Source organism: Sphingobium sp. RAC03 (assembly GCF_001713415.1).
Classification (GTDB): Bacteria; Pseudomonadota; Alphaproteobacteria; order Sphingomonadales; family Sphingomonadaceae; genus Sphingobium.
In genome coordinates this window covers 726,775-752,473 of record NZ_CP016456.1, presented here as the reverse complement: position 1 = coordinate 752,473, position 25,699 = coordinate 726,775, and the positions used below count along the sequence as shown (strand labels likewise).

General features: G+C 63.4%; 30 protein-coding genes. 16 read left to right on the top strand and 14 right to left on the bottom strand.

The genetic code is table 11. From position 1 onward, the window contains the following. Positions 1-12: 12 nt before the first annotated feature. The 5 genes from hrcA to BSY17_RS08140 all read left to right on the top strand — a co-directional run bounded on the left by hrcA (position 13) and on the right by BSY17_RS08140 (position 3,423). Positions 13-1,059, top strand: a complete 1,047-nt coding sequence (gene hrcA, locus BSY17_RS08160) for a heat-inducible transcriptional repressor HrcA (protein WP_037473405.1) — start codon at positions 13-15, stop codon at positions 1,057-1,059. Further along, the gene (grpE, locus tag BSY17_RS08155) at positions 1,056-1,610 is read left to right on the top strand and encodes a nucleotide exchange factor GrpE (protein WP_069065138.1); all 555 of its coding nucleotides are present in this window, start codon (positions 1,056-1,058) and stop codon (positions 1,608-1,610) included. The genes hrcA and grpE overlap by 4 nt, the downstream gene beginning before the upstream one ends. Before the next feature lie 137 nt (positions 1,611-1,747). After that, entirely contained in the window at positions 1,748-2,425 is a 678-nt protein-coding gene (locus tag BSY17_RS08150; RefSeq protein ID WP_150125752.1) for a class I SAM-dependent methyltransferase, read from the top strand. Positions 2,426-2,501: 76 nt separating this feature from the next. Continuing rightward, entirely contained in the window at positions 2,502-3,143 is a 642-nt protein-coding gene (locus tag BSY17_RS08145) for a PadR family transcriptional regulator (protein ID WP_237236460.1), read from the top strand. 1 nt (position 3,144) lies between these two features. After that, a complete protein-coding gene (locus BSY17_RS08140; RefSeq protein ID WP_069065135.1) occupies positions 3,145-3,423 on the top strand; it encodes a DUF2218 domain-containing protein in 279 nt (92 codons plus the stop codon). 93 nt (positions 3,424-3,516) lie between these two features. On the opposite strand, the gene ruvC is transcribed toward BSY17_RS08140, so the two are convergent. The 5 genes from ruvC to BSY17_RS08115 all read right to left on the bottom strand — a co-directional run bounded on the left by ruvC (position 3,517) and on the right by BSY17_RS08115 (position 6,074). Then, positions 3,517-4,008 (bottom strand): crossover junction endodeoxyribonuclease RuvC, encoded by a 492-nt coding sequence (gene ruvC / locus BSY17_RS08135; protein ID WP_037473417.1) that lies wholly within the window; start codon positions 4,006-4,008, stop codon positions 3,517-3,519. Positions 4,009-4,223: 215 nt separating this feature from the next. Then, the gene (locus BSY17_RS08130) at positions 4,224-4,967 is read right to left on the bottom strand and encodes a YebC/PmpR family DNA-binding transcriptional regulator (protein WP_037473419.1); all 744 of its coding nucleotides are present in this window, start codon (positions 4,965-4,967) and stop codon (positions 4,224-4,226) included. A gap of 70 nt (positions 4,968-5,037) precedes the next feature. Continuing rightward, entirely contained in the window at positions 5,038-5,364 is a 327-nt protein-coding gene (locus BSY17_RS08125; protein ID WP_171899206.1) for a heavy metal-binding domain-containing protein, read from the bottom strand. Between the two features lie 123 nt (positions 5,365-5,487). After that, complete coding sequence (locus tag BSY17_RS08120) at positions 5,488-5,730, bottom strand: DUF2312 domain-containing protein (protein WP_006956223.1); 243 nt, start codon at positions 5,728-5,730, stop codon at positions 5,488-5,490. Between the two features lie 44 nt (positions 5,731-5,774). Further along, positions 5,775-6,074: a DUF1244 domain-containing protein gene (locus tag BSY17_RS08115; RefSeq protein ID WP_069065134.1), complete on the bottom strand. Its 300-nt coding sequence runs from the start codon at positions 6,072-6,074 to the stop codon at positions 5,775-5,777. Between the two features lie 106 nt (positions 6,075-6,180). Between BSY17_RS08115 and pyk the strand changes: the two genes are divergently transcribed. Continuing rightward, complete coding sequence (gene pyk, locus BSY17_RS08110) at positions 6,181-7,632, top strand: pyruvate kinase (RefSeq protein WP_083217083.1); 1,452 nt, start codon at positions 6,181-6,183, stop codon at positions 7,630-7,632. Positions 7,633-8,030: 398 nt separating this feature from the next. Here the strand turns inward: pyk and ykgO are convergent, their stop codons facing one another. Further along, the gene (gene ykgO, locus BSY17_RS08105) at positions 8,031-8,156 is read right to left on the bottom strand and encodes a type B 50S ribosomal protein L36 (RefSeq protein WP_003046794.1); all 126 of its coding nucleotides are present in this window, start codon (positions 8,154-8,156) and stop codon (positions 8,031-8,033) included. A 200-nt stretch (positions 8,157-8,356) separates the two neighbouring features. Here ykgO and BSY17_RS08100 point away from each other — a divergent pair, with 200 nt between their 5' ends. Then, positions 8,357-8,953 carry a hypothetical protein gene (locus tag BSY17_RS08100; protein ID WP_069065133.1) on the top strand — a complete coding sequence of 199 codons (597 nt, stop codon included), beginning with the start codon at positions 8,357-8,359 and terminating at the stop codon, positions 8,951-8,953. Further along, entirely contained in the window at positions 8,950-10,080 is a 1,131-nt protein-coding gene (locus tag BSY17_RS08095; RefSeq protein ID WP_069065132.1) for a M14 family metallopeptidase, read from the top strand. Before BSY17_RS08100 ends, BSY17_RS08095 begins: the two co-directional genes overlap by 4 nt. Before the next feature lie 18 nt (positions 10,081-10,098). Here the strand turns inward: BSY17_RS08095 and BSY17_RS08090 are convergent, their stop codons facing one another. Continuing rightward, positions 10,099-11,097 (bottom strand): 50S ribosomal protein L11 methyltransferase, encoded by a 999-nt coding sequence (locus BSY17_RS08090; RefSeq protein WP_069065131.1) that lies wholly within the window; start codon positions 11,095-11,097, stop codon positions 10,099-10,101. Positions 11,098-11,269: 172 nt separating this feature from the next. Then, positions 11,270-12,604, bottom strand: a complete 1,335-nt coding sequence (locus BSY17_RS08085) for a methyl-accepting chemotaxis protein (protein ID WP_069065130.1) — start codon at positions 12,602-12,604, stop codon at positions 11,270-11,272. A 198-nt stretch (positions 12,605-12,802) separates the two neighbouring features. On the opposite strand from BSY17_RS08085, the gene sdhC reads away from it, so the two are divergent. Genes sdhC through sdhA form a run of 3 tightly spaced genes read left to right on the top strand, consistent with a single transcriptional unit; the run spans position 12,803 to position 15,389 of the window. After that, entirely contained in the window at positions 12,803-13,198 is a 396-nt protein-coding gene (sdhC, locus tag BSY17_RS08080) for a succinate dehydrogenase, cytochrome b556 subunit (protein ID WP_037476149.1), read from the top strand. Next, entirely contained in the window at positions 13,198-13,587 is a 390-nt protein-coding gene (sdhD, locus tag BSY17_RS08075) for a succinate dehydrogenase, hydrophobic membrane anchor protein (protein WP_037476151.1), read from the top strand. Before sdhC ends, sdhD begins: the two co-directional genes overlap by 1 nt. Beyond that, positions 13,587-15,389, top strand: coding sequence for a succinate dehydrogenase flavoprotein subunit (gene sdhA / locus BSY17_RS08070; RefSeq protein WP_069065129.1), 1,803 nt, complete (start codon positions 13,587-13,589; stop codon positions 15,387-15,389). The genes sdhD and sdhA overlap by 1 nt, the downstream gene beginning before the upstream one ends. Positions 15,390-15,441: 52 nt before the next feature. On the opposite strand, the gene BSY17_RS08065 is transcribed toward sdhA, so the two are convergent. The 4 genes from BSY17_RS08065 to BSY17_RS08050 are packed head-to-tail and all read right to left on the bottom strand — an operon-like array spanning position 15,442 to position 16,937. After that, the gene (locus BSY17_RS08065) at positions 15,442-15,735 is read right to left on the bottom strand and encodes a type II toxin-antitoxin system RelE/ParE family toxin (RefSeq protein ID WP_069065128.1); all 294 of its coding nucleotides are present in this window, start codon (positions 15,733-15,735) and stop codon (positions 15,442-15,444) included. After that, the gene (locus BSY17_RS08060; protein ID WP_069065127.1) at positions 15,735-15,977 is read right to left on the bottom strand and encodes a type II toxin-antitoxin system ParD family antitoxin; all 243 of its coding nucleotides are present in this window, start codon (positions 15,975-15,977) and stop codon (positions 15,735-15,737) included. The genes BSY17_RS08065 and BSY17_RS08060 overlap by 1 nt, the downstream gene beginning before the upstream one ends. 31 nt (positions 15,978-16,008) lie before the next feature. Next, positions 16,009-16,467, bottom strand: a complete 459-nt coding sequence (locus tag BSY17_RS08055; protein ID WP_069065126.1) for a vgr related protein — start codon at positions 16,465-16,467, stop codon at positions 16,009-16,011. After that, a complete protein-coding gene (locus BSY17_RS08050; RefSeq protein ID WP_069065125.1) occupies positions 16,464-16,937 on the bottom strand; it encodes a copper chaperone PCu(A)C in 474 nt (157 codons plus the stop codon). The genes BSY17_RS08055 and BSY17_RS08050 overlap by 4 nt, the downstream gene beginning before the upstream one ends. Positions 16,938-17,111: 174 nt before the next feature. Here BSY17_RS08050 and dnaK point away from each other — a divergent pair, with 174 nt between their 5' ends. The 3 genes from dnaK (at position 17,112) to BSY17_RS08035 (ending at position 20,618) form a co-directional block, all read left to right on the top strand. Continuing rightward, entirely contained in the window at positions 17,112-19,010 is a 1,899-nt protein-coding gene (dnaK, locus tag BSY17_RS08045) for a molecular chaperone DnaK (RefSeq protein WP_037475465.1), read from the top strand. Positions 19,011-19,076: 66 nt separating this feature from the next. Then, positions 19,077-20,213 carry a molecular chaperone DnaJ gene (gene dnaJ / locus BSY17_RS08040; protein ID WP_069065124.1) on the top strand — a complete coding sequence of 379 codons (1,137 nt, stop codon included), beginning with the start codon at positions 19,077-19,079 and terminating at the stop codon, positions 20,211-20,213. A gap of 114 nt (positions 20,214-20,327) precedes the next feature. Continuing rightward, the gene (locus tag BSY17_RS08035; protein WP_037475469.1) at positions 20,328-20,618 is read left to right on the top strand and encodes a hypothetical protein; all 291 of its coding nucleotides are present in this window, start codon (positions 20,328-20,330) and stop codon (positions 20,616-20,618) included. Positions 20,619-20,690: 72 nt separating this feature from the next. On the opposite strand, the gene BSY17_RS08030 is transcribed toward BSY17_RS08035, so the two are convergent. Further along, entirely contained in the window at positions 20,691-22,493 is a 1,803-nt protein-coding gene (locus BSY17_RS08030) for an acyl-CoA dehydrogenase C-terminal domain-containing protein (protein ID WP_069065123.1), read from the bottom strand. 40 nt (positions 22,494-22,533) lie between these two features. Next, on the bottom strand, positions 22,534-22,941 hold the full coding sequence (locus BSY17_RS08025; RefSeq protein ID WP_069065122.1) for a MerR family transcriptional regulator: 408 nt from the start codon (positions 22,939-22,941) through the stop codon (positions 22,534-22,536). A 109-nt stretch (positions 22,942-23,050) separates the two neighbouring features. Here BSY17_RS08025 and BSY17_RS08020 point away from each other — a divergent pair, with 109 nt between their 5' ends. Together BSY17_RS08020 and BSY17_RS08015 are read left to right on the top strand one after the other, a co-directional pair. Continuing rightward, positions 23,051-23,458, top strand: a complete 408-nt coding sequence (locus tag BSY17_RS08020) for a DUF2946 family protein (RefSeq protein ID WP_069065121.1) — start codon at positions 23,051-23,053, stop codon at positions 23,456-23,458. Between the two features lie 200 nt (positions 23,459-23,658). Then, positions 23,659-25,689, top strand: a complete 2,031-nt coding sequence (locus BSY17_RS08015; protein ID WP_069065120.1) for a TonB-dependent receptor family protein — start codon at positions 23,659-23,661, stop codon at positions 25,687-25,689. Positions 25,690-25,699: the final 10 nt, after the last annotated feature.

The window sequence follows — 25,699 nt, the reverse complement described above, 5'->3', positions numbered from 1 at the left end:
TACATTCGCGCGATGACGCTGACGACGCCCATATCCGAACTGAACGACCGCGCGCGGGACGTTTTTCGCCTGGTGGTGGAAGGCTATCTGGGTACCGGCCTGCCGGTGGGATCGCGCACCATCAGCAAGCTGGCGACGCTTAACCTGTCGCCTGCGTCGATCCGCAACGTGATGCAGGATCTGGAGGAATTGGGCCTGCTCGCCGCGCCCCATGCGTCGGCCGGGCGGATGCCGACCGAAACGGGGCTGCGGCTGTTCGTCGACGGGATGATGCAGGCGGCCGAGCCATCGGCGGAGGAGCGGCGCGCGATCGAAGCGGGCCTCGCCGAAAGCGGGCCGATCGAGGAAGCCCTGTCGGCGGCGACGGCGGCACTGTCGGGCCTGTCGGCCTGCGCAGGCATCGTGATGGTGCCGCGACGCGAGCCGGTGCTGCGCCAGTTCGGTTTCGTGCCCTTGAACGATCGGCAGGCGCTGGCCGTGCTGGTCGGGCAGGACGGGTCGGTGGAAAATCGCGTGCTGGACCTGCCGCCCGCCGTCACCCCGTCGATGCTCAACGAAGCGGCCAATTTCATGTCGGCGCGCTTTGCCGGCATGACGTTGCGGCAGGCGGGCGACATGCTGGCGCGCGAGTTGGAGAGCGAACGCAGCGCGCTGGATGGCGCGGCGCGCGAGCTGGTGGAACGCGGCATCGCCATCTGGTCGCATGATGCCGATGACCGGCCCGTGCTGATCGTGCGGGGGCAGGCGCATCTGATCGATGATGGCACGGCCGCCGACCTCGAACGGGTGCGGCAATTGCTGGAGCAGTTGGAAGGGAAGCAGGAAATTTCGCGCCTGTTGGAGAGCGCGCTGGCGGGCAGCGCGACCAAAATCTTCATCGGATCGGAAAACAAGCTCTTTTCCCTGTCGGGTTCTTCGGTCATAGCCGCGCCCTATCGTGGCGCGGACGGCCGGGTGGTCGGCGTGGTCGGCGTGATCGGCCCCACGCGCTTGAACTATGCCCGCGTGATCCCCATGGTGGATTTCACTGCACAAACGCTGTCGAGATTGATGAGATGAGCGAAGACAATTTGAACGTCGAAAATACCGAAGTCGTGGATCAATTGCCGGAGGAGGATGCGCCCGTGGCCGATGACCAGGGGGAGCGCATCGCCGCGCTGGAAGCGGAACTCGCCACCGCCAAGCAGGATATTCTCTACGCCCATGCCGATACGCAGAATGTGCGGCGGCGGCTGGAAAAGGAATTGGCGGATACGCGCGCCTATGCGTCGACCGCTTTCGCCCGTGATATCCTGTCGGTGGCCGACAATCTGTCCCGCGCGCTGGCGGCAATCCCTGTGGAATTGCGTGAAGACGACAAGTTCAAGGGGTTGGTCGCGGGCCTGGAAGCCACTGGCCGCGAACTGGAAGCGGTGTTCGGCCGCAACGGCATCAGCAAGATCGAGTCGGTGGGCCAGCCGCTCGACCCCAACAAGCATCAGGCGATGATGGAAACCCCGTCCGCCGATGCTGCGCCGGGCACGATCCTGATCGAAATGCAGGCGGGCTATATGATCAAGGACCGGCTGCTGCGCCCGGCGCTGGTCAGCGTGGCGAAGGCGCCCGACTAAACACGGCTTTCTGAGACTGCTGCCTGAAAAAGCCCGTTCGACCCGCGTCGGACGGGCTTTTTCTATGACGGCTCTTCCCGTTCGGGCGCTGGACTGGCAGCATCGGTCGGGACGGCGAGATGCGGGAGGAGCATGGCATGAGTGGGGACGGGCAGGGTGCCGGGGCGACCGATGGCACGGCGATCCGGGTCGATCGGCTGACCATTCCCGTGCCGAGCGACGAGATCGCCATCCACCGGATCGCAACCTTCGTCCATATCCTCAAACATGTCGTCGCGCCGGAAGAGCGAACCCTGGTCGATCTGGGCGCTGGGCATTGCAAGTTCAGCGTCTGGGCGACGAAATTGGGCTATGCGGTCACGGCGGTCGATGGCCGGACCGAGCGCCTGCCCGACGATCTAGGATCGATCCGCTTCGTGCAGGCCGATATGCGCGACTATGATCCGCGCGGGCATGGCGTGGTGGCGATGCTGGGCCTGCTCTATCATCTGGAACTGGGCGATCAGGAAAGCCTGCTCCGGCGCTGTTGTTATGGCGCGCCGGTGATCGTCGAAACGCAGGTCCATGTGCCGGAGATGGTGGCGGATACGCCGCAGGACTGGCATCGGCTGATCGAGCGGGACGGTTATCAGGGGGTGGATTTCCCCGAAGGCGATAATCCGATGGCGTCGATCGGTAACCCCACCTCCTTCTGGCACAGCGAAGATTCGATGATCACGCTGTTCGAGCGGACGGGTTATAGCGCGATGACGGTGATCGATCCGATCTTCCGGTCCGTCTATGGCGCGCGGCGCTTTTACGTGCTGACGCCCTGACAAAAGTTATGAGATGCAAATAAGATATATCGCAACTCTTGACGATGGCGATTTTTAAGATATATCTCAGTGCATCATGAAACAGACTGAAAGACATGCAATGCACTTCCACCACACACATGGCGGCCATGGTCGCGCTCACCACGGCCATGGCCGCTTTCTCAGCCCGGATGGCGCAGAAGGGCGCGGCTTCGGCCGGGGCCGCGGCGGTCCCTTTGGCGATGGCGCGCCCGGTGGCGGCGGGCGGGGCGGCGGACGGCGGCGCCTGTTCGACAATGACGCGCTCAAGCTGATCCTGCTCAAGCTGATCGCCGATACGCCGCGCCACGGCTATGACCTGATCCGCGAGATTCAGAGCCTGTCGGGCGAGGTCTATGCGCCCAGCCCCGGCGTCGTCTACCCCACGCTGACGCTGCTGGCCGACATGGACCTGATCGCCGAACAGCCGGGGCAGGGCAGCCGCAAGCTGTTCGCCATTACCGACGAAGGCACCGCTTATCTGGCCGACAATGGCGACGCCTTGACGCTGGTCATGGATCGGATCGCATCGCTGGCGCAGAAGGCCGAACGCACCGATGGCGCGCCGGTCCGCAGGGCGCTGCATAATCTGCGCATGGCCATCCACCAACGGCTGGAGAAGGAAGGGGCGGACAAGCAGACCATGTTCGATGTCGCGTCCCTGATCGACGAAGCCGCCACCAAGATCGAAAGGCTCTGACATGACCCTGACAGCAAAAGTTCCGACTCCCAATGCCAGCCGCTACCTGCAACAGCTCTGCAAACATTGGAGCCACAAGTTCGACGTGACGTTCGACGCCGAGCAGGGCGTCATCCCCTTCCCGATGGGACCGATCCGCATGAAGGCCGAGCCGGAGGCGCTGGTGGTGACGATCGAGCCCAAGGCCGACGCCGATGTCGAGCGCTTCAAGCAGGTGGTCGCCGATCATCTCGACCGCTTCGCCTTTCGCGAAGCGCCGCTGACGTTCGACTGGCAATAAGGCGGGCAAGCGTCGGGAGAACTGACCGTGTCTATGGGTCGTCCCCGTTGGATATTGGTATGAGACGGCAGGGGGCGGTTCAGGCCGCCCCTGTCACTTGGTCGGGATGCGCCGCGCGCTGGCAAGGTGATGGGCGTGGGTGATCGCGACCGCGAGCGCGTCGGCGGCGTCCGGCCCGGCGATCTTCACGCCGGGCAGCAGCCGCGATACCATCGCATGGACCTGATCCTTCGATGCGTTGCCGACGCCGACGACCGATTTTTTGACGAGCCTAGCGGCATATTCGCCCACTTCCATACCCGACCGCGCCGCGCCGAGCAGGATGACGCCGCGCGCCTGCCCCAGTTTGAGCGTGGACTGCGGATTGACGTTGACGAACACCTCTTCGACCGCCGCGCCATCGGGCCGATGTTCGAGGATCAGGTCCGTGAGCGCAAGGTCGATCGCCAGCAGGCGCGTCGCCAGGGGCATCGCGCTGTCGGTCTTGATCTGGCCATTGGCGAGATGGGTGAGCCGGTTGCCGTCCGCGGCGATCAAGCCCCAGCCGGTCGTGCCCAATCCGGGGTCGAGGCCGAGGAGAATCATGACGGCAAATCCAGCCCCTCATCTTTGAGGAGAATGTCGCGAACTCGCCCCATTCCCAAAATTCCGTCATCCCCGCGCAGGCGGGGATCCATCTCCGAACCTTCAGATCAAGCCGATAAGGTGGGAGATGGGTTCCCGCCTTCGCGGGAATGACGATGAACTATGGGGTTGCCAATATTTCGCAACGCCCCCTCGCAGGGGCGTAGCTTATTGGATCAACCCAATTTCTCCATCACCGCATCGGACACTTCATAATTGCCCCACACGGTCTGGACGTCGTCATCATCTTCCAGCGTATCGACCAGCTTAAGCAAGGTCGCGGCATTGGCTTCGTCGACTTCGGTGGTGGTCTGCGGACGCCAGGCGAGTTTTGCGCCTTCCGCTTCGCCGAGCTTGGCTTCCAGCGCCTTGGACACTTCATGGAGCGCGTCCATCGCGGTCCAGATTTCATGCTCGTCCTCGTTGGACGAAACATCCTCCGCGCCGGCTTCGAGCGCCGCTTCGAAGATCGTCTCGGCATCGCCCGCGCTGGCGGGATAGGTGATCAGGCCGACGCGGTCGAACCCATGGCTGACCGCGCCCGACGCGCCCAGATTGCCGCCATTCTTCGAGAAGGCGGTGCGAACATTGGTCGCGGTGCGATTGCGATTGTCGGTCAGCGCTTCGACGATGATGGCGACGCCGCCGGGGCCATAGCCCTCATAGCGGACTTCTTCATAATTGTCGGTGTCGCCGCCGATCGCCTTGTCGATCGCGCGCTGGATATTGTCCTTGGGCATGGACTGGGCCTTGGCGGCGTTGACCGCCAGGCGCAGGCGCGGGTTCATGTCCACATCGGGCATGCCCATCTTCGCCGCGACGGTGATTTCGCGGCTGAGCTTAGAGAACATCGAGGAGCGCTTCTTGTCCTGCGCGCCCTTGCGATGCATGATGTTCTTGAATTTGGAATGGCCGGCCACGGCCTTCTCCTGACATTTTCTGGTGAAACACGAGCGCGCTCTCTAGCGAGCGACGCGCCCGTGCGCAATGTTACACTAGGATCGCGGTCCCGGAGGCCGATACCATCAGCATCGACCCGTTGGCGCCAAGCACTTCATAGTCGAGATCGACGCCGACCACCGCGTTCGCGCCCAGCGTCGCCGCGCGCATCCGCATCTCGCCGATCGCCTGCTCGCGCGCGCGTTGCAGCACATCCTCATAAGCGCCCGACCGGCCACCGACGATGTCGCGCACGCTGGCGAACAGGTCGCGGAACAGATTAGCCCCCACGATCACCTCGCCGGTGACGATGCCCAGATATTCCTTGGCCGGTCGCCCTTCCAGGCGGCTGGTGGTGCTGACGATGATCTCGGACATTTCGCTCTCCCTCAGATCCCGTTCGGGCTGAGGCTGTCGAAGCCTTGGCCTGAACGCAGTGAAGGCACTTCGCTACGCTCAGAGGAACCTTTCGACAAGCGCAGGACGAACGGAGGCGGAGTCTTACTCCATGCCCAGCGCGGACAAATAGGTCTGGAGGATGGCTTCCATTTCCTGCCGGTCATGCGGCTGCATCTTCCGCAGGCGGACGATCTGGCGCATGATCTTGGGGTCGTAGCCGGTCGCCTTGGCTTCCAGATAGACGTCCTTGATGTCGTCGCCGATGCCCTTCTTTTCTTCTTCCAGCCGTTCGATGCGCTCGATCAAGAGGCGTAGCTGGTCGGCGGCGACGTTGGGTTCGGTCATGGGATGATGTCTCCATATGGAATGTGAATCGGTTGGGGGGCGTCCTAGTGAGTGTCGGCGTTCTTCGCCACACTCTCTTTCATCCGGGCGATCTGTTCCGGGGTCGCCTCGCCCTGATGCTGCGCCTTCCACTGGGCAAAGGGCATGCCGTGGATGATTTCGCGGGCTTCATCCCGCGTCAGCGTGCCGTCCGCTTCCGCGATCCAGTCAGCGAGGCAATTGCGGCAAAAGCCGGCCAGCCCCATCAGGTCGATATTCTGCACGTCGGTGCGGTGCTGCAAATGCGCCACCAAGCGGCGGAAGGCGGTTGCAGCAACTTCATCTGTGACTATGGTGTCGTTCATCGGCGTGAAACCCTTTCGCTGATCTACATCATCCTGTCGTGCAGCACGGATACCCCATAACGACGCTCCGGCAAGTGCGGAGCGCATATGACGGCCAGGAGAACACATGACGAAGTTACCGCCCCGCTCGCGCAAGGTCCGTATTCTTGCGACGCTTGGTCCTGCGAGCGACAGTGCGGAGATGATCCGCGCGCTGTTCATCGCGGGTGCCGACGCCTTTCGCATCAATATGAGCCATGGCGCGCATGAGGACCATGCCGCGCGGATCGCCATCATCCGCGAACTGGAAAATGAATTTCATCGGCCGACCACCATATTGGGCGACTTGCAGGGGCCGAAACTGCGCGTCGGCACGTTCGAAAAGGGCCTGGCAATCCTGGAGAAGGGCGCGCCCTTCATCCTCGATCGCGACGAAACGCCGGGTGACGCCCGCCGCGTGAACCTGCCCCATCCCGAAATCTATGCCGCGCTGGTGCCGGGCACCCGGCTGCTGCTGGACGATGGCAAGATGGTGCTGCGGGTACAGGCGATCAGCGACGACCGTATCGACACGATCGTCGAGGTCGGCGGTACGCTGTCCAACCGCAAGGGCGTGAACGTGCCCGACGTGGTGGTGCCGGTGCCCGCGCTGACCGAAAAGGACCGGCGTGACCTCAGCTTCGCGATCGAGCAGGGGTGCGACTGGATCGCGCTCAGCTTCGTGCAGAGGCCGGAAGATCTGGCCGAGGCGCGCAAGCTGATGGGCGGGCATGGATCGCTGATGGCCAAGATCGAAAAGCCATCCGCCGTGCAGCGGCTGGAGGAAATCGTCGAGATGGCCGATGGCGTGATGGTCGCGCGCGGCGATCTGGGCGTCGAACTCCCCCCCGAATCGGTGCCACCGCTGCAGAAGCAGATCGTGGCGACCGCGCGGCGACTGGGCCGTCCGGTGGTGGTTGCGACGCAGATGCTCGAATCGATGATCAAGTCGCCATCCCCGACTCGCGCCGAAGTGTCGGACGTGGCGACGGCGGTCTATGACGGGGCCGACGCGATCATGTTGTCGGCGGAAACGGCGGCGGGTGACTGGCCGGTCGAGGCGGTCGCGATGATGGACAGCATCGCCAACAGCGTCGAGCGCGATCCGGGCTATCTGGCGCGGCTGCACTTCACCGAAACGAAGCCCGATCCCACTACCGCCGACGCGCTCGCTGAAGCGGCGGGCAATATCGTTACCGTGGTGGGCGCGAGCGTCATCACCTGCTTCACCTCATCGGGCAGCACGGTGCGGCGCGTTGCGCGCGAACGGCCCTCCGCGCCGATCCTGGCCCTGACGCCGCGCACGGATACCGCGCGCAAGCTGGGGCTGACATGGGGCGTGTACGCCATCCGCACCAAGGATATCGGCACGTTCGAGGAGATGATCGGCAAGGCCCGCCGCATGGCGCTGCGGCATCGTATGGCGGAAAAGGGCGGCAAGATCGTGGTGCTGGCGGGCGTCCCCTTCGGTACGCCGGGGTCGACCAACGTGCTGCACGTCGCGGCGGTGCAGGGCGATGAATTGAAGGGGCGGGAATGAGCTATAAGCGCGCTACACCCTCACCCAGCTACGACTAGGCAGCAAGCTGCCAAGTCTTCGCAACCCTCTCCCTCAAGGGAGAGGGATTTGCACCTGGGCACCAACACCCGCGCAAGCGTAGCGAACATCACCCTTTTCCGTTCGCCCTGAGCTTGTCGAAGGGCCTTCTTTTTCTTGAGAGAAGAAAGGGGCTTCGACAGGCTCAGCCCGAACGGGGATGGGTTGGTGCGTTATGCGAAGCGCTCCGGCTAAGATGCGGGACAAACGCCACGCATTGCCCCAACCCCGCGCGCAAACGCATCGAGCGCCCGATCATGCTCGATCGGGCGCTCTGAAAGGACTGGTTAGTCCGATGGCTTAGGACAGCGCCGGAAACGGCACCATCCTGACCGCTATGCTTAGCCCTGGCGGGCTTTGAAGCGGCGGTTGGTCTTGTTGATGACGTAGGTGCGGCCGCGACGACGGATCACGCGGTTGTCCCGGTGGCGGTCCTTGAGCGACTTGAGCGAGTTGCGGATCTTCATGGCATCGGCCCTTGGTGAATCTGACTGTGATGGAAAATCGAAGCGCTGCCCCTATGGGTGGGGCGGGCCAAAGTCAAGGGCGGCGGGCGCTCTTTTGCCGTTGTTCATCGGTCATGCAGCAACTTCATGGCTTTGCGCGTTGGAGGGAATATAGCTGGTCGCGCCGTTTATCGGTGGAGAGCCACGTTGGAGTGAAATCGATGTCGAAGCGCCTGATTCTTGCCGCCTGCCTTGCCCTGCCGCTGGCCGCGTGCGCAACCGCCGTGCCACAGGTGGAAGTGACGCGCTTCCATGTCGGTAATCCCGCCCGGACGGGCACGGTCGCGGTGGAGGAAATGCCCGGCAATCCTGACATCAGCCTGGAATTCCGCACCTATGCCGCCGCCGTCGCGCAGGAATGGCAGCGGGTAGGCTTCACCAGCGTCGCGCCGGGCGCGACCAGTGACTATGTTGCGCTGGTCAGCTTCCAGCGCAGCTTCCGCCCCTCAGGCCAGGCGCGCAATGATCGCCCCGTCACCGTCGGCATGGGCGGCGGCATCGGCAGCGGCGGCTTTTCGGGCATGGGCCTGGGTGTCGGCATCAACTTGTCGGGCAAGCCCAAGGATATCGTGACCACGCAATTGCATGTGCAACTGCGTCGCCGGTCCGATTCGGCGACCATCTGGGAGGGCCGCGCCTATACCGAAGCGAAGCAGGGCACGCCCGCCGCGCAGCCGGGCATTGCCGCACAAAAGCTCGCCGGTGCCTTGATCGGGGGCTATCCGGGCGAATCGGGCCGGACTATAACCGTCAAATGACCATTTCCATTTCCAGCGGCTTTGACAGCGGCAATATTCGCACCCTCTCCATCACCGATACGCCAAGCGGCGCGCGCGCCGAGCTGGCGATCGTGACGGATCATCAGAGCGACTTCTATCAATGGTTCCACTTCCGGGTTGCCGGGGCAGCGGGGCAAGAGGTGGAACTGGCGATCGTCAATTGTGGCGGGTCGGCCTATCCCGATGGCTGGGTCGATTATAAGGCGCGGGTGAGCGAGGACCGAGAAATCTGGACCCAGGCCGACACCAGCTATGCCGATGGCACGTTGACCATCCGGCTGGCGAGCGATGCCAATGTCGTGTGGGTCGCCTATTTCGCGCCTTATTCGATGGAGCGGCACCATGACCTGATCGCCTTTGCCGCCTGCCAGCCGGGTGTCGCGCATCGCGAATTGGGGCTGACGCTGGATGGTCAGCCGATCGACCTTTTGACCATCGGCGATGGTCCCAAGCAGGTGTGGCTCTATGCCCGCCAGCATCCCGGCGAATCGATGGCGCAATGGTGGATGGAAGGCGCGCTGGAGCGTCTGACCGACGAAGAGGATGCCGTTGCCCGGCTGCTGCGCCAGAAGGCGACCATCCACCTCGTCCCCAATATGAACCCCGATGGCAGCCGCCGGGGCCATCTGCGCACCAATGCGGTGGGGGTGAACCTCAACCGCGAATGGCATGACCCGTCTATGGAACGCAGCCCGGAAGTGCTGCTGGTCCGCAACGCGATGGATGAAACCGGCGTGGACTTCGCGATGGACGTGCATGGCGACGAAGCGATTCCTGCGGTGTTCATCGCCGGGTTCGAAGGCATCCCGTCGATCACCGACCGGCAAGTGTCGCTCTATCACCGCTATCGCGACACGCTGGCGGCGCGGACGCCCGATTTCCAGACGCGCCTGGGCTATCCGGTAGCGGGCGCAGGGCGCGCGAACCTTGCCATGTCCACCAATCAGATCGCAGAACGATTCGGCGCGGTGGCGATGACGCTGGAAATGCCGTTCAAGGATAATGACGACTTGCCCGATGCCGAAACCGGCTGGTCGCCCGCGCGCTCCATGCAGTTGGGCAAGGATTGCCTCGCGGTGCTGGCCGAGATGATCGACTCGCTCTGATCATCCCGGCCCACAGCGTTAGATACTACCGAAACCGGGCGCCTCGCCGCGTGCGGCGGGGTTGAGGCGGCGGGGGCGCTTCCAGCCGATGACGGGCCGCTTGCGTAACCTGAGCGTCGGCCAATCACCCCGGTCGGCGCGTTCGGCCAGCCGCATCCCCTGCGCCCGATAGGCGGCCAGCACGGCGTCGGCCTGTTCGTTGAGGAGGCCCGCGAGCAGGATCGTGCCGCCTTCCTCCACCATCGCGCAGAGCGATGGGGCGAGTTCGATCAACGGCCCGGCCAGGATATTGGCGATCAGCAGGTCATAGGGCGCACGGGCGATGATCGCGGCATGATCGACCCCGGCGGCGGCATAGAGCGCAACCTGCCCCTGTCCCCGGCCGACGGCCATGCCATTGGCCAGCGCATTCTCCGCGCTGATCTCGACCGCGACCGGATCAATGTCCGACGCGGTGGCATAGGCGCGCGGCCATAGATGCAGCGCGGCAAAGGCGAGCAGTCCGGTGCCAGTGCCGATGTCGGCGACATTGCCGAACCGCATGCCCACGCGCCGCATCCGGTCGAGCATGGCAAGGCAACCCGCCGTCGTCTCATGCTGGCCAGTGCCAAAGGCGCGGCTGGCGGCGATCAGCAGATTGACCTGGCCGGGCTGTTCGGGGTCGCTGGCGAGGTTGCGGACATGGAAGCGCCCGGCGGTGACTGGCTCCAGCCCCTGCTGGCTGATCGTCACCCAATCCTCGTCGGGCAGCGCTTCAACGACGGGCTTGGTCCGCGCGGCGCTGGGCACCATCGACCGCAACAGCTTGATCGCGGCGGGGCTGGGCTTGCCCTCGAAATAGGCGTCGAGCCGCCAGGCATCCTCGTCATCGGGTTCCGCCTCGCTGGTCATCAGCACCGGCGGCCGGTCCATCATCGCAAAGGCGGCAATATCCCCGTCCAGCGCCTCGGCCTCGGCGCGGGTGCAGGGCAGGGTGACTTTCCAGCTTTGGATCGCCGGGGATGTAGCATCGTTCATCCCCCGGCCTTTAGAGCAGCGGGGCAGGCAGGGGAAGCGGCTCGCAGAACATCCTTAACCATCTGCGTCATCCTGACGAAAGTCAGGATCCATTGGCTCTACCTATGCGTGTTCACAGACGGAGCGCGCATGGATGCTGACTTTCGTCAGCATGACGAACTAACATGGAGTGTCAGGCGACCTGCCGCCCAAAGTCCGTCGAGGCGTGGCGCAGGCTGGCGAGCTTGCCCTCCACGCTGACGAAGCCGCGTTCGAGCTGGTCGATTTCCGACGCGACGACTTCGGTGTCCTGGCGGATCGCCGAGATGGTGGTCGACATGGAATCGGCGGCCAGCGCGGTTTCATCGACGGCGGCGGTGATCATGGTGACGGTCTGCGCCTGCGCGTCCATGGCATGGCGGATGCGCTCGGCGCTGGCCTGCACTTCGCCCACCGTGTCGCGGATGCGCTCGTTGGTCTCCACCGACTGGCGGGTCGAGGCCTGGATGTCGGCGATCTTCCCCGCAATTTCGTCGGTCGCGCGCGCGGTCTGGTTGGCGAGGCTCTTCACTTCCTGCGCCACCACGGCAAAGCCGCGCCCGGCGTCGCCCGCACGGGCGGCTTCGATCGTGGCGTTGAGCGCCAGCAAATTGGTTTGCCCGGCAATGTCGCGGATGAGGCCCAGGATCGATTCGATCGACTTGGCATGGTCGGACAGGGTGGCGGACATGGTGACGGCATCACCCGATTGCTTGGCGGCGCGCTGGGCCACGTCGGCTGCGCCCTCGACTTCGGTGCGGGCATCGTCGATCGCGCGGATCAGGCCAGCGGAGGTGCGGGCGGCTTCGCGCATCGCCAGAGCGGATTGTTCGGCGGCAGCGGCGACTTCCGACGCCTTGCCCAGCATGCCCCGCGTGGCGGCGGACGCATCCTTGGCCTGTTCGCGCAGCGATTCGCCCAGGCGCGTGGCACCGTCCAGTTCGCCCATGATCCGCTGTTCGAACAAGGTGCCATAGCGCTGCCGTTCGGCGCGCTGAACTTCGGCCTGATCGGACGATAGCACATTGCTCATGAAGCCGGCATCGAACATGCCGATTTCCATGATCGTGCCCATCAACCGGCGCAGGCGTGCATCATCGTCGCGGCACCGTTCCCACAGCAAATTCATGATCGTGTCGTTGGCCTTGCCGACCGCGACCAGCACGGCGCGCACGGGGACGCCATGTTTGCGGGCATGGCGCACGCAATCGGCGGCAGAGCGCGTCCAGCGCGCCTCCCGGAAATGCATCAGCTTATGGGCGGCATAGACACGCGATTCGGCCCGGATTTTGTCGATCACGGACTGGTCCAGGCGATCGATCAACCCGGTTTCGCGCATATAGCTGTCGAAAAATGCCGCCGCGACCTGATCGATGTCCGGCTCGATCAACAGGCCGATTTCTTTTGCGTTACGGGCAATGGCGCCGTCGGGGTCAATGCCCGCCACATAGTCGGAGGCGGTTTCGGCGGGAGAAACGAAGGACGACATGGCTGGACGGCCCCTGTTGGTGGGATGAGCGATAATATCAGCCTGTCCTAGCGCGCTTTGGTTAATCACTTCTTATGATCAAATGCCCGTTGGCCCGGCACGGACATTGGGGCAGCCATGCCCGGCGCGGCTTGCCCTCCTGTGCGTTCGCTCTTAAGGGGGGCGGGATCAAGGAATATAGCAGGGACAAGGGTAGATATGGCGCGATCCAACAGCCGGCCGCTCTCGCCGCATTTGACCATATGGAAATGGGGACCGGCCATGACCGTCTCCATCATCCATCGCGTGACCGGCAACGGTCTTGCGACGGCCGGTGCGCTGGGCCTCATCTGGTGGCTGATGGCCGCCGCGACCGGGCCGGAAGCCTATGCGACCTTCGTCGCCTGCGCCACGTCACCGATCGGCTATCTGGTGATGATCGGGCTTAGCTGGTTCTTCTTCCAGCATCTTTTCTCCGGTCTCCGCCATTTCGTGCTGGATCTGGGCGCGGGATATGAACTGCGCAGCAACAAGAGCTGGTCGATCGCGACCTTCGCGGCGTCGCTGGCCGTGACCGCCCTGCTGTGGCTCTATATCTTCGGAAAGGGTTTCTGATGGGCAACGGAACGGGTATCGGCCGCGTTCGCGGGCTGGGTTCGGCCAGGCACGGCGCGCATCACTGGCTGGCGCAGCGCTACACCGCCGTCGGCAACCTGCTGCTGGTATTGTGGCTGATCTTCAGCCTGATCAGCCTGCCCGGCCTCGATTATGAGAGCGTCGTGCTGTGGATCGCCAACCCGCTGGTCGCGGTGCCGATGATGCTGATGATCGTCAGCATCTTCTGGCATCTGCGCCTCGGCATGCAGGTGATGCTGGAAGATTATGTTCACGATAAGGGCATGGCCTTCTTCTCGATGCTGCTGCTCAATTTCTATGCCTTTGGCGGCGCGGCCGCAGGCGTCTTCGCGATCGCCAAGATCGCCTTCACAGGGGTCGTCGAATAATGACGCAAGCCTATAAGATCATCGATCATACCTATGACACCGTGGTCGTGGGCGCGGGCGGTTCGGGCCTGCGCGCGACCATGGGCAGCGCCGAAGCGGGCCTCAAGACCGCCTGCATCACCAAATTGTTCCCGACGCGCAGCCACACGGTTGCGGCGCAGGGCGGCATCGCCGCTTCGCTGGGCAATAATTCGCCCGATCACTGGACCTGGCACATGTACGACACCGTCAAGGGGTCGGACTGGCTGGGCGACCAGGACGCGATCGAATATATGGTGCGTGAAGCGCCTGCCGCTGTCATCGAGCTGGAGCATGCCGGCGTGCCGTTCAGCCGCAACGAGGATGGGACGATCTACCAGCGTCCCTTCGGCGGCCACATGCAGAATATGGGTGCCGGCCCGCCGGTGCAGCGCACCTGCGCCGCCGCCGACCGTACCGGCCACGCCATGCTCCACGCGCTCTATCAGCAGTCGCTGAAATATGACGCGGACTTCTACATCGAATATTTCGCCATCGACCTGATCATGGAAAATGGCGAATGTCGCGGCGTGATCGCCTTGTGCATGGAAGATGGATCGATCCATCGCTTCCGCAGCCATGCGGTCGTGCTGGCGACGGGTGGTTATGGCCGCGCCTATTTCTCGGCCACCTCGGCGCATAGCTGCACCGGCGACGGCGGTGGCATGGTGCTGCGCGCTGGCCTTCCGCTCCAGGATCTGGAATTCGTCCAGTTCCACCCGACCGGGATCTATGGCGCCGGCGTGCTGATCACCGAAGGCGCGCGCGGGGAGGGCGGCTATCTCACCAACTCCGAAGGCGAGCGCTTCATGGAGCGCTACGCCCCGTCGGCCAAGGATCTGGCGTCGCGCGACGTCGTGTCGCGATCGATGGCGATGGAAATGCGCGAAGGGCGCGGCGTTGGTCCGAACAAGGATCATATCTTCCTGCACCTTGATCATATCGATCCCAAGGTGCTGGCCGAGCGCCTGCCGGGCATCACCGAAAGCGGCAAGATCTTTGCCGGTGTCGACCTCACCCGCCAGCCGCTGCCCGTCACGCCGACGGTCCATTATAATATGGGCGGCATTCCCTGTAATTATCATGGCCAGGTGCTGACCAAGAAGGATGGCGATCCCGAAGTCGTGGTCCCCGGCCTGTTTGCGGTCGGCGAAGCGGCCTGCGTGTCGGTCCATGGCGCCAACCGCCTCGGCTCCAACTCGCTGATCGATCTGGTCGTGTTCGGCCGGGCGACGGGTCTGTTCCTCAAGGATAATCTGAAGCCCAATGGCAGCCACAAGCCGCTGGCATCGGACGCCGCCGACCTGGCGCTCAGCCGCCTCGACAAATATCGCAATGCGACCGGCGGCACGCCGACCGCGAAGCTGCGCCTCGAAATGCAGCACACGATGCAGAAGCACGCCGCCGTGTTCCGCGACAGCGCGCTGCTGGCCGAGGGCGTCGACAAGATGCACAATGTCTATGCGGGCATGCAGGATGTCGGCGTGTCGGATCGTTCGCTGATCTGGAACACCGACCTTGTCGAGACGCTGGAACTCGACAATCTCATGTCCCAGGCCGTCTGCACCATGGTCAGCGCGGAAAACCGCAAGGAAAGCCGTGGCGCGCACGCGCATGAGGATTTCCCGAACCGCGACGACGAAAACTGGATGAAGCACACGATCAGTTGGTTCGACGGCTGGGGTGGTTCCGGCGGCGAAGTGAAGCTCGATTACCGCCCGGTCCATGATTACACGCTGACCGACGAAGCCGAATATGTGCAGCCCAAGGCGCGGGTATACTGATCCGCGATCAGGGATGACGATGAAGAGGGCGGGCCGAAAGGTCCGCCTTTTTTCATTCCAGATAGTTCAGATGATCCGCGCGCTGATGCAGGATGCGGACGATATCAATGCGTTCGTTTCCATGCAGATAAAAGATCGCATGCGAACCAGAATTCAATTTTCGTAATCCGCGCGCCAGATGCGCGCAGTCAGTGCCTATGAACGGGCTGGTAGCAATAAATCGTATGGCCGCGCGGATGTCGCCAACATAGGCGTCCGCCTGATCCATGTCCCATTGCTCGGCGCTATAATCCCAAATTTTGTCGATATCATCCTGCGCTTGCGGCCGAAGGACTATTTGACGCATCACCGAGCGGATCTTTTTGCGGCCAAAAATGCATCGAAGTCAAACTCTTGCCCTGGCCCGCTATCCAGCCCTTCCTGAATCGCCGCCCTCAGCGCTTCCAGTTTCTGCTCTTCCGACTCCAGCATCCGCAATCCCGCGCGGATCACTTCGCTGGTCGATCCGTAGCGGCCTTCGCTCACCTTGCGTTCGGCGAACTCGCGGAAATGGTCGCCCAAGGCGACGGAGGTGGTCTTGCTGCTCATGTCACCATCTTACCAAATATTGGTAGTCACTTCAACCGAACGGCAGCAACGCCTCATAGACGTCCAGCCCCGGCTTGCCCGCCACCGCCACACCCTGTCGCAACAGAAACGCATGGCGCACGATCTCGGCCTGCTGCTCGATGCCGTAGTGCGCGAAGGGCTTGCCTGGCACGACCGCATAGTCATAGCGGCAAAAGGGGTGGCGCATCAGCGGCAACCACCATTTGCCCGACCGTTGCGCCTGCCACACATGGGTCATTTCGTGGACAAAATGCGCCTGGATATGGAGCGGGCTGTCGCAGAAATCGGCGCAGAACAGGCCACCTTGCGGGTGAAACCACAAATGGCCATCGGGCGCCATCGTCACCCGGCTCGGCTGAAACGGCCACCATTTGCGGTTATGCACCCGCACCCGATCATAGGCGATCGCCCGGCCGAACATGGCGCGGGCAAGCGCGATCTCATCGGGCGTCAGGCTACGGCTGCTCAATGGCCCTCATGCGTGGCGGGCTTGTTCGCAGCCGCACCCGCCGCCTCCGGCTTGCGAATCACAGCATCCACCAGCAGCCGTTTGCCATCGCTCATCAGGAAGGTCAGTTCCATCTTGCCCTGGTTGATCGCGGCATCGTTGATGCCCCACAGCATCAGATGCTTGCCGCCGGGCGCAAAGGCGACCTCGCCCTTGGCGGGCACGTCCACGCTGTCGATCGGCTTCATCGTCATGACGCCCTTGTCCATCACGCTTTCATGCATTTCGACGCGGACGGCATAGGCGGTCAGTACGCCGCGTATCTGCACCCCCGCATCGCCGCCATGCGCGATGAAATAGCCGGCCGAGGGCGATTCCTTGTTGGGCGACAGCCGTACCCAGGCCTGGTCGATGTAGCTGGGCGCACGGTCGCCGCACGCTGTCAGCGCCAGCGGGGCCGCGAGGGCGATAAGGGCGAAGGGCGCGCGCATTGGTCACTCCATGACTGTCTCGTTTCCGGTCGATGACATAGCTAATGGCCGCTGCTTCTTGTGCCAAGCAAAAGCACGCCTATATCGCCCATGCAGACCGGCCTTGCCTTGGCGCTTTCGTGGGGTATGGGGCCGTCAACCGCTGAATGAAATTTGGGGTTCAAAGAGGACACAATGGCAAAAGTAATCGGTATCGACCTTGGCACCACCAACAGCTGCGTCGCCGTCATGGACGGTGGCAAGCCCAAGGTTATTGAAAATGCGGAAGGCGCGCGCACGACGCCCTCCATCGTCGCCTTCGCCAAGGATGGCGAGCGTCTGATCGGCCAGCCGGCCAAGCGCCAGGCGGTCACCAATGGCGACAACACGATCTTCGCGGTCAAGCGCCTGATCGGCCGCCGCTTCGACGATCCCATGACCAAGAAGGACATGGAACTCGTCCCCTATGACATTGCCAAGGGTCCGAACGGCGACGCCTGGGTCCGCGCCGGTGGTCAGGATTACAGCCCCGCGCAGATTTCGGCCTTCACCCTGCAGAAGATGAAGGAAACCGCCGAGAGCTATCTGGGCGAAACGGTTACGCAGGCAGTCATCACCGTTCCTGCCTATTTCAACGATGCCCAGCGTCAGGCGACCAAGGACGCTGGCCAGATCGCCGGCCTCGAAGTCCTGCGCATCATCAACGAGCCGACCGCTGCTGCGCTGGCCTATGGCCTCGACAAGCAGGACGGCAAGACGATCGCGGTCTATGACCTTGGTGGCGGCACGTTCGACATTTCCATTCTGGAAATCGGCGATGGCGTGTTCGAAGTGAAGTCGACCAATGGCGACACGTTCCTGGGCGGTGAAGATTTCGACGCCAAGCTGGTGCAGTTCCTGGCCGACGACTTCAAGAAGACCGAGAGCATCGACCTGACCAAGGACAAGCTGGCCCTCCAGCGTCTGAAGGAAGCCGCTGAAAAGGCGAAGATCGAACTGTCCTCGGCCCAGTCGACCGAAGTCAACCTGCCCTTCATCACCGCCGATCAGAACGGCCCCAAGCATCTGGTCAAGACCATCACTCGGTCGGACCTGGAGCGCCTGGTCGCCGATCTCATCAAGCGCACGATGGAGCCTTGCAAGAAGGCGATGGCGGACGCGGGCGTTTCGGCAGCGGACATCAGCGAAGTCGTCCTGGTCGGCGGCATGACCCGCATGCCCAAGGTGCGCGAAGCCGTTAAGGAATTTTTCGGCAAGGAACCGCATACCGGCGTGAACCCTGACGAAGTCGTCGCGATGGGCGCCGCCATTCAGGCGGGCGTGCTGCAGGGCGACGTCAAGGACGTGCTGTTGCTCGACGTGACGCCGCTGTCGCTGGGCATCGAGACGCTGGGTGGCGTGTTCACCCGCATGATCGATCGCAACACGACCATCCCGGCCAAGAAGAGCCAGGTCTATTCGACCGCCGACGACAATCAGCAGGCGGTGACCATCCGCGTGTTCCAAGGCGAACGCGAAATGGCGGCGGACAACAAGATCCTCGGCCAGTTCGACCTCGTCGGCATCCCGCCAGCGCCGCGCGGCGTGCCGCAGATCGAAGTCACGTTCGACATCGACGCCAACGGCCTGGTCAACGTGTCCGCCAAGGACAAGGGCACCGGCAAGGAACAGCAGATCCGCATCCAGGCGTCGGGTGGCCTGAGCGATTCGGACATCGACCAGATGGTCAAGGATGCCGAACGCTTCGCCGAAGAGGATAAGAAGCGTCGTGAGGCAGCCGAGGCGAAGAACAACGCCGAAAGTCTGGTTCACACCACCGAAGCGCAGCTGGCCGAACATGGCGACAAGGTCGATGCGGCGCTGAAGGGTGAGATCGAAACCGCGATCGCCGCGACCAAGTCGGCGATCGAAGGCGGCGACGCTGAAGCGATGAAGAGCAAGGCGCAGGAACTCGCGACGATCGCGATGAAGCTGGGCCAGGCCATTTACGAGAAGGAGCAGGCTTCGGCCGCGGCTCCGGGCGCAGACGCGCCCAAGGCCGATGACGATGTCGTCGACGCCGAATTCTCCGAAGTGGATGACAACAAGGCGTAAGCCGATGCCCCATATCCCTCACCCCGGCCATGGTCGGGGCGAGGGAAGAGGTGGGCGGGGGTCCGAATGACGACCGAAATCGATTATTATACGCTGCTCGAAATCGAGCGCACAGCCGACGGTGCGCAGATCAAGAGCGCCTATCGCAAGCTCGCGATGAAATATCACCCCGACAAGACGGGGGGATGTGCCGAAAGCGAAGCCAAGTTCAAGGCGGTGTCGCAGGCCTATGAGTGCCTGAAAGACCCGCAAAAGCGCGCGGCTTACGATCGCTTCGGCCATGCCGCCTATACCCAGCATGAGCAGGGTGGCGGCGGTGGCCATCGCGCCAATGCGGGCGGATTTTCCGACCTTGGCGACATCTTCGAGACCATCTTCGGTCAGTCCGGCTTCGGCGGGGGCGGCGGTGGTCGTCAGCAGCAGCGGCGCGGCGCGGATCTCCGCTACGACCTCGAAATCAGCCTCGACGAAGCCTATCATGGCAAGCAGACACAGATCGAAATCGAAGTGTCCGCTGCCTGCGACACCTGCGAAGGGTCGGGCGCGCAGCCCGGCACCGGGGTCAAGACCTGCGGCACCTGCAAGGGCCATGGCCAGGTGCGGGCGCAGCAGGGCTTCTTCATGGTCGAGCGCACCTGCCCATCCTGCCATGGCGCGGGGCAGGTTATCGAAAGCCCCTGCCGGGCCTGTCGCGGCGAAGGCCGGGTGGACAAGCCCAAGTCGCTGTCGGTCAACATACCGGCGGGTGTGGACGAAGGCACGCGCATCCGCCTGACCGGCGAAGGCGAAGCGGGCGCGCGCGGCGCACCGGCAGGCGACCTCTATATCTTCCTGCATGTGAAGCGCCATTCGCTGTTCGAGCGCGAGGGCACGACGCTCTTCTGCCGCTGTCCGGTTAGCTTCACCACGGCGTCGCTGGGCGGATCGATTGAAGTGCCGGGCCTCGACGGCGTGCGTCATGAGATCAAGATTCCGGCGGGCATCCAGTCGGGCAAGCAGATCCGCCAGCGCGGCGCAGGCATGCCGGTCCTCAACGGGCGCGGGCAGGGTGATCTGGTCGTGCAGATCGACGTCGAAACGCCGACCCGGCTGACCGCCCGGCAGAAGGAATTGCTCGAAGCCTTCCGCGAAACCGAAACCGGGGAAGAATGTCCGGCCTCGACTGGTTTCTTCGGCAAGATCAAGGATTTGTGGGGCGATTGACGCCAGATATTGTGCCGACCTTCGTCCTGTCCGAAAGCACCAACGTCTGACCGCTGGAACCAATAAGATTGCCAGACCGTTTCTCCCTCCACAACGACATGAGGAGGGTTTTACATGGTTGACGTTCGTAATGATGGATATGACGATCGTCGGGTTATCGTGGAAAAGAAGGGGCCGGGCCGCACAATCGCGATTGTGCTGATCGCCATTCTTGCGATCGTCGGCATCCTGTTCGCCACCGGCTTCTGGAAAGCCGACGTGAGCGGCGGCGACATGCCCGAAGTCAGCGTCGATGGCGGCGCACTGCCCAATGTCGATGTCGATTCGAAGGAAGTCGTTGTCGGCACCGAGGAAAAGACCGTCGAAGTGCCTACGGTTGGCGTCAAGGATAATGGCGAAGACTAAGTCTTCCCTTTCCGGCAGACAAAAAAAAGGGGCTCCGTGACATGTCACGGAGCCCCTTTTTCGTGTCCGGCCTCAGGCCGCCAGGAACATGTCCGGATCAAGCGCCATCAGCGCGTCGGCACCGCCCTCGATCTTGCGGCGGAGCGATCCTGCGTCGGGCATGATCCGCTCGGCAAAGAAGCGCGCCGTGACCAGCTTGGCTTCCAGGAATTTGGCATCGCCTTCGCCCGCCGCCAGCAGCGTCGCTGCCGCCTTGCTCATCCGCAACCACATCAGGCCGGTCGCGACGATGCCCAAGATGTGCATATAATGATGCGCGCCGGCCCCGGCATTGTCCGGGTTCTTCATGGCATTCTGCATCAGCCACATGGTCGCGGCGCCCAGTTGCGCGCTTGCCTTCTCCAGCGATTCGGCAAAGGGCGCGAGCTTCTCATTGCCCTTGGCTTCGGCCACCTCGTCGGCAACGACTTTGAGGAAGGCCTGCAGCGCGCGGCCGCCATTCATCGCCAGCTTGCGGCCGACCAGATCCATCGCCTGCACGCCATTGGTGCCTTCGTAAATCTGGGCGATGCGCGCGTCGCGCACATACTGCTCGACGCCATTTTCCCAGATATAGCCATGGCCGCCGAACACCTGCTGGCAGGCGACGGCGATGTCGAAGCCGCGGTCGGTGCCATAGCCCTTGATCACCGGGGTCAGCAGCGACAGCATGTCGTCGGCCGCCTGCCGTTCTTCGGGGGTTGCCGCGTGATGCGACAGGTCGGCCTGGAGCGCCCCCCACAGGATGAGCGCGCGCAGCCCTTCGGTCATCGCCTTGGCTTCCATCAGCATGCGGCGCACGTCGGGATGGACGAACAGCGTGTCGGCCTTCTCCTCCGGCTCCTTGGGGCCGGTCAGCGCGCGCCCCTGCCGCCGGTCGCGGGCATAATGGACCGCATTCTGGAAAGCGATCTCCGCCTGGCCCAGCCCCTGCAAGCCAACGCCCAGCCGCGCCGCATTCATCATGATGAACATGGCGGCGAGGCCCTTATTCTCCTCACCCACCATCCATCCGGTCGCGCCGTCATAATTCATGACACAGGTGGCGTTGCCGTGAATGCCCATCTTATGTTCGATCGACCCGCACGACACGGCGTTGCGATCGCCCAGCGATCCGTCGTCATGCACCATCATCTTGGGCACGACGAACAGCGAAATGCCCTTGCTGCCTTCCGGCGCGTCCGGCGTCTTGGCGAGGACGAGGTGGATGATATTGTCCGACAAGTCATGCTCGCCCGCCGAAATGAAGATCTTGGTGCCGGTGATCGCATAGCTGCCATCAGCGTTCGGGACAGCCTTGGTCTTGATGAGGCCCAGGTCCGTGCCGCAATGCGGTTCGGTCAGGTTCATCGTGCCGGTCCATTCGCCCGACACCATCTTGGGAATGTAGCGCTGCTGCAGCTCGTCGCTGCCCTTGGCGATCAGCGCCGCGACCGCACCGGCGGTCAGGCCGTGATACATTGCAAACGCCTGATTGGCGGACAGCACATATTCGTCCACTGCCGTCGCCACGACACTGGGCAGCCCCTGACCGCCAAATTCGGGCGGAGAATACAGCGTGGTCCAACCGCCCGCGACGAACTGGTCGAACGCCGCTTTGAAGCCGGTCGGCGTGGTCACGCTGCCATCGGGGTGACGGGTGCAGCCTTCCTTGTCGCCCACGGCATTGAGCGGAAACAGGACTTCGGCGGCCATCTTGCCGCCTTCGGTCAGGATCGCGTCGACGAGGTCAGGGGTCGCATTCTCAAATCCGGGTAGATTGGCATAGCGCTCTAGCCCGACCACATGGTCCAGCACGAAACGGGTGTCGCGAAAGGGGGCGGTATAACTGGGCATGATCTTCTCCTGCGAATTTTTTATGAGAGGCGGTTGGTATTCAGTGGGCAATGGTAGCGACGAAGGCATCCAGTTCGGCGATGGCGGCGTCGATATCGTCCTTCTGCCGGTTGAGCAGATCGATCCGCGCCTTGCACTTGGCGACCGTCACGCGGCGCTGTTCCTCATGGGCTTCGTCGGCGTCGTAGAGGTCGATCATCTCGCGGATTTCGGTGAGGCTGAACCCCACCCGCTTGCCGCGCAGGATCCAGGCCAGCCGCGCCCGGTCGCGCCGCGAATAGATGCGCGACAGACCCTGCCGCTCCGGCGAGATCAACCCTTCATCCTCATAGAAGCGCAGCGCGCGCGCCGTGACGCCGAATTCCTCCGACAGGTCGGTGATGCTGTAGCTCTGCCGGTCGCTATGATCGGGCAATTCGATGCCCGCGATGCTGCTGCGATTGTCCATAGGGATAGAGATAGTGGCACTTTACGTTTACGTCAAGGTGAGTGGGTGGGCTGGGACAATTTGTGTCGGTGACAGGTCGCCGATCATCGGTTAAGCGCGCAACGTGACCATGGGGGCAATCAGACGATCGGAGGGTGCGCGCGGCCTGCTGGCGGCGTTGGCGCTGCTCGTGCTCACCATCCAGATGATCGTGCCGCCCGGCTTCATGCCCGTCCGTACCGCGACTGGCGTCGTGGTGACGCTTTGTACCGGGCAGGGCGCGATCAATGTCGTGGTCGATCGCGACCAGGCACCGGGGCAGGGCGACCATCAACCCGATGACGCCATGGGCAGCCAGCAACATTGCCCCTTCGCCGCATCGGTTCAGCCGATCGTCCCGCCGCTGATCCTCGCCGATCTGGCGCTGCCCGCCTGGACGCTGGCTTTCGGTCCGATCGCCTTCGCGCTCAAGACCGGCCTGATCGCCCGCCTCGCCGCGCCACCCCCGCCGTCCTCCGGGCCGCCGACAGCCCTTTGACATCCTCCCCCTGTGGGGGAGGTGGCACGCCGAAGGCGTGACGGAAGGGTGTCGCCGCCATCGATAGGGTGACACCCCTCCGTCTGGCCTGCGGCCAGCCACCTCCCCTGTCAGGGGAGGATCGTGTCTGTCCAGCCCCCATCCAGCCGATCAAACAGAAGGTCGCTGGATTAAACTAATATTATCAATAGGTTAAATCCATGCGCCATCATTCCGGCCTGCGCAGCATATCGCTGTGCGCCCTCGCCCTGTCGTCCGTTCCCGCATCCGCCGAAGAGGCTGACGGCAGCCGCATCATCGTCACCGCCAGCCCGATGATTGAAGCCGCGACCGCCCGCGTCCAGCGCACCCCAGGCGGCGTCGATGTCGTCGCGGCCGACGCTTTCGAGGATAAGGTCGCCGTCTCGCTGCGCGATGCGCTGACCTTTTCGCCCGGCGTTTATACCCAACCCCGTTTCGGGCAGGAGGTCCGCATCTCGATCCGTGGATCGGGCCTGTCGCGCGGCTTCCACATGCGCGGCCTGACCCTGTTGCAGGATGGGATTCCACTCAACCTCGCGGATGATAATGGCGATTTTCAGGAACTCGACCCGCAAGTCTTTCAGCATATCGAGGTTTATCGCGGCGGCAATGCGCTGCGCCTGGGCGGATCGACGCTGGGCGGGGCGATCAACGCCGTGACGCCGACCGGCCGCAGCGCGCCCGGCGTAGACCTGCGCGTCGACGGCGGCAGCTTCGACACGATCCGGTCAAAGGCCGCCTATGGCTATGCCGACGAACGGGGCGACGCCTGGGCCGCGATCACCACCGATCGCTCCGATGGCGACCGCGACCATGGCAAGCGTCGATCCTATCGCTTCAACGGCAATGTCGGGGTCAAGATCAGCGACACCATCGAAACCCGCTTCTACGCCAGTGCCCAAAATATTCGTCAGAAGCTGTCCGGGTCGCTGTCCGAAAAATCAGTGCTGACCGATCCGACCAGGGGCAATTTCGTCGGCGATCAGGCGCGCGACATCGATTCGATCCGCCTGCAAAACCGCACCACCATCGCCCTTACCAACGGCGCGCTCGCCTTCGGCCTCTTCTTCAATGCCAAGGATCTCTATCATCCCATCTTCCAGGTGATCGACCAGAAATCGGAGGATCGCGGGGCGTTCGCCAGCCTTGATCTGGCGGGCGATCTGGGCGGGATGCCGGTGGAAATGACACTCGGCAGCCAGGCGCGCTTCGGCAAGGTGACCGCACGCCAGTTCGTTAATATCGCAGGCGACCGTGGTGCCCCAACCGCTTTGGCCCAGCATCGCGCGCAGACGATCAACAGCTATGGCGAAGCGCGCATTGCCCCGGTGCCCGGCCTGTGGCTGATCGGCGGCGGCCTCTACACCCATGGCGAGCGCAAGATCGACAATCGTTTTGCCCCGGCGCGCAGCGGCGACGCCCGTTTTGACGCCTTCGCGCCCAAGATCGGCCTGCTTTACGAACCGAGCGAAACACTGCAATTTTTCGCCAATTACAGCCGCTCGGTCGAACTGCCAGGCTTTAGTGAACTGAGCCAAACGCCCGCAGGCGGTGCGCCCGGTTTCACGCCCGTCCGCGCGCAAAAGGCCTGGACGGCGGAGATCGGCACGCGCGGCCGGATCGGCATCGCGGCCTGGGACATCAGCCTCTACCGCGCCGACATCAGGGGGGAGATGCTGCAATATAGCGTGATCGCAGGCGTCATTCCGGCCGCCACCTTCAACGCCGACAAGACCCGGCATCAGGGGATCGAGGCGGGCCTGCAACTGGCCTTCACCCCCTGGGCATCGCTGCGGCAGGTCTATCAATATAGCGATTTTCGCTTCCGCAACGATGCGGTCTATGGCGACAATCGCCTGCCAGTGGTGCCGCGCCATTTCTATCGCGCGGAACTGCGGCTGGGCAATGACGGGATCAGCGTCTCGCCCTCGGTCGAATGGCTGCCGCAGGGGGCGTGGGTCGATTATGTCAACAGCAAGCGGGTCGGGAGCTATGCGCTGCTCAACCTTGGTGCGCAGGCGCAACTGCGCGACGGCGTGACCCTGTTCCTCGATGCGCGCAACCTGACGCAGAAGCGCGCCATCGGCGACATCAGCGCGCTGGTCCGCTACGCCGCCGACAATCCTGCAACGGCGGCGGACGAAGGCAGCGTCGCTTTCTATCCACTCGAACGCCGCGCCATCTATGGCGGCGTGCGCGCGCGTTTCTAAAAGCTCAAGG